Origin of the sequence: Streptomyces sp. NPDC052701 (assembly GCF_040678355.1) — a bacterium.
Lineage (GTDB): Bacteria > Actinomycetota > Actinomycetes > Streptomycetales > Streptomycetaceae > Streptomyces.
The window spans coordinates 1-2,974 of record NZ_JBFATO010000075.1 but is presented as its reverse complement, the minus strand read 5'-3'; the positions used below and the strand labels follow the sequence as shown (position 1 = coordinate 2,974).

The following is a 2,974-nucleotide window of genomic DNA, read 5'->3' as shown; positions in this document are numbered from 1 at the left end:
AAAGAAATCAACCGAGATTCCGTAAGTAGCGACGAGCGAACGCGGACTAGCCCTTAAGCTGATTTGGTTCTAGGAAAACGCTCTGGAAAGAGCGGCCATAGAAGGTGATAGCCCTGTATCTGAAAGGGCCATTTCAGTGAAGACGAGTAGGGCGGGGCACGTGAAACCCTGTCTGAACATGGGGGGACCATCCTCCAAGGCTAAATACTACTGACCGACCGATAGTGAACCAGTACCGTGAGGGAAAGGCGAAAAGAACCCCGGAGAGGGGAGTGAAATAGAACCTGAAACCGTGTGCGTACAAGCAGTAGGAGCTCCGCAAGGAGTGACTGCGTACCTTTTGTATAATGGGTCAGCGACTTACTGTTCGTGGCAAGCTTAACCGTATAGGGGAGGCGAAGGGAAACCGAGTCTGATAAGGGCGCATAGTCGCGGGCAGTAGACCCGAAACCGGGTGATCTAGTCATGCCCAGGGTGAAGGTGCGGTAACACGCACTGGAGGCCCGAACCCACTCCCGTTGCAAAGGTAGGGGATGAGGTGTGATTAGGAGTGAAAAGCTAATCGAACCCGGAGATAGCTGGTTCTCCTCGAAAGCTATTTAGGTAGCGCCTCATATGTATCCTCTCGGGGGTAGAGCACTGTTATGGCTAGGGGGTCATCGCGACTTACCAAACCATTGCAAACTCCGAATACCGAGACGGACTGTATGGGAGACACACGGCGGGTGCTAACGTCCGTCGTGAAAAGGGAAACAACCCAGACCCACAGCTAAGGTCCCAAATTTTGTGCTAAGTGGAAAACCATGTGGAAAGGCACAGACAGCCAGGAGGTTGGCTTAGAAGCAGCCACCCTTTAAAGAAAGCGTAATAGCTCACTGGTCGAGTCGGTCTGCGGGGAAGATTTAACGGGGCTAAGCACAGAACCGAAGCTTGGGGTGCATAACTTTGTTATGCGCGGTAGAGGAGCGTTCCGTAAGCCGTTGAAGGTGGATTGAGAAGTCTGCTGGAGGTATCGGAAGTGCGAATGCTGACATGAGTAACGATAATGCGGGTGAAAAACCCGCACGCCGAAAGCCCAAGGTTTCCTTGCGCAACGTTAATCGGCGCAGGGTGAGTCGGCCCCTAAGGCGAGGACGAAAGTCGTAGTCGATGGGAAGCAGGTTAATATTCCTGCACCTCGCGTAAGTGCGATGGAGGGACGGAGAAGGTTAGGTGTACCAGGCGTTGGTTGTCCTGGGGAAAGGCGGTAGGTTTGGATCTTTGGCAAATCCGGGATCCTTTAAGACCGAGCACCGAGACGAGCCTTTATGGCGAAGTCACTGATACCACGCTTCCAGGAAAAGCTCCTAAGCTTCAGCTTACGCAGACCGTACCGTAAACCGACACAGGTGGGTAGGATGAGAATTCTCAGGCGCTTGAGAGAACTCGGGTGAAGGAACTAGGCAACATGGCACCGTAACTTCGGGAGAAGGTGCACCCTTTTTGGTGGCTCGTGCGAGCTATAGCTGAAGAGGGTCGCAGTAACCAGGCCGCTGCGACTGTTTATCAAAAACACAGCACTCTGCAAACACGAAAGTGGACGTATAGGGTGTGACGCCTGCCCGGTGCTGGAAGGTTAATTGATGGGGTCAGCCGCAAGGCGAAGCTCTTGATCGAAGCCCCAGTAAACGGCGGCCGTAACTATAACGGTCCTAAGGTAGCGAAATTCCTTGTCGGGTAAGTTCCGACCTGCACGAATGGCGTAACGACAGCGGCGCTGTCTCCACCCGAGACTCAGTGAAATTGAAATCGCTGTGAAGATGCAGCGTTCCCGTGGCAAGACGGAAAGACCCCGTGAACCTTTACTATAGCTTTACACTGAACGTTGAGTTCGTCTGTGTAGGATAGGTGGGAGGCTATGAAACTGTGGCGCTAGCTGCAGTGGAGCCATCCTTGAAATACCACCCTGTCGTGCTTGACGTTCTAACCTGGGCCCATTATCTGGGTCGGGGACCGTGTATGGTGGGTAGTTTGACTGGGGCGGTCTCCTCCTAAAGAGTAACGGAGGAGCTCGAAGGTACGCTCAGCGCGGTCGGACATCGCGCACTGTGTGCAAAGGCATAAGCGTGCTTGACTGCAAGATCGACGGATCAAGCAGGTAGGAAACTAGGACTTAGTGATCCGGTGGTTCTGTATGGAAGGGCCATCGCTCAACGGATAAAAGGTACTCCGGGGATAACAGGCTGATACCGCCCAAGAGTTCATATCGACGGCGGTGTTTGGCACCTCGATGTCGGCTCATCACATCCTGGGGCTGTAGTCGGTCCCAAGGGTATGGCTGTTCGCCATTTAAAGTGGTACGCGAGCTGGGTTTAGAACGTCGTGAGACAGTTCGGTCCCTATCTGCCATGGGCGTTGGAGATTTGAGAGGGGCTGCTCCTAGTACGAGAGGACCGGAGTGGACGAACCTCTGGTGTTCCGGTTGTCACGCCAGTGGCATTGCCGGGTAGCTATGTTCGGAAGCGATAACCGCTGAAAGCATCTAAGCGGGAAACTCGCCTCAAGATGAGTCTTCCCTGGGCCTTTAAGGTCCCTGAAGGAACGTTTAAGACTAAGACGTTGATAGGCTGGGTGTGTAAGTGCAGCGATGCATTGAGCTAACCAGTACTAATGATCCGTGAGGCTTAACCTTACAACACCGAAGGTGTTTTTAGAGAGATTTTCAGCGACGTTCCGAGATTGGTTCTGATGGCTTCATGGAAGTGAGGCGGTTGGAATGAAACAGAATTTGCCTGGCGGCAATAGCGCGGTGGTCCCACCTGACCCCATGCCGAACTCAGAAGTGAAACGCCGTAGCGCCGATGGTAGTGTGGGGTCTCCCCATGCGAGAGTAGGACACTGCCAGGCATCAAATAAACGTTATCAGTGTGACGACTGGTAATGCGCAAATCGCAAAGCGCGAATTTGCCGGCATCGAGAGATGCAACGTAAAAGA

2 rRNA genes are annotated in these 2,974 nt (G+C 53.3%); both read left to right on the top strand.

Features of this window, described 5'->3' with window-relative positions:
- A 23S ribosomal RNA gene (locus AB0L29_RS35395) occupies positions 1 to 2,671 on the top strand; the annotation flags it as partial.
- A gap of 99 nt (positions 2,672 to 2,770) precedes the next feature.
- Positions 2,771 to 2,886 (top strand): 5S ribosomal RNA (gene rrf, locus AB0L29_RS35390).
- Positions 2,887 to 2,974: the final 88 nt, after the last annotated feature.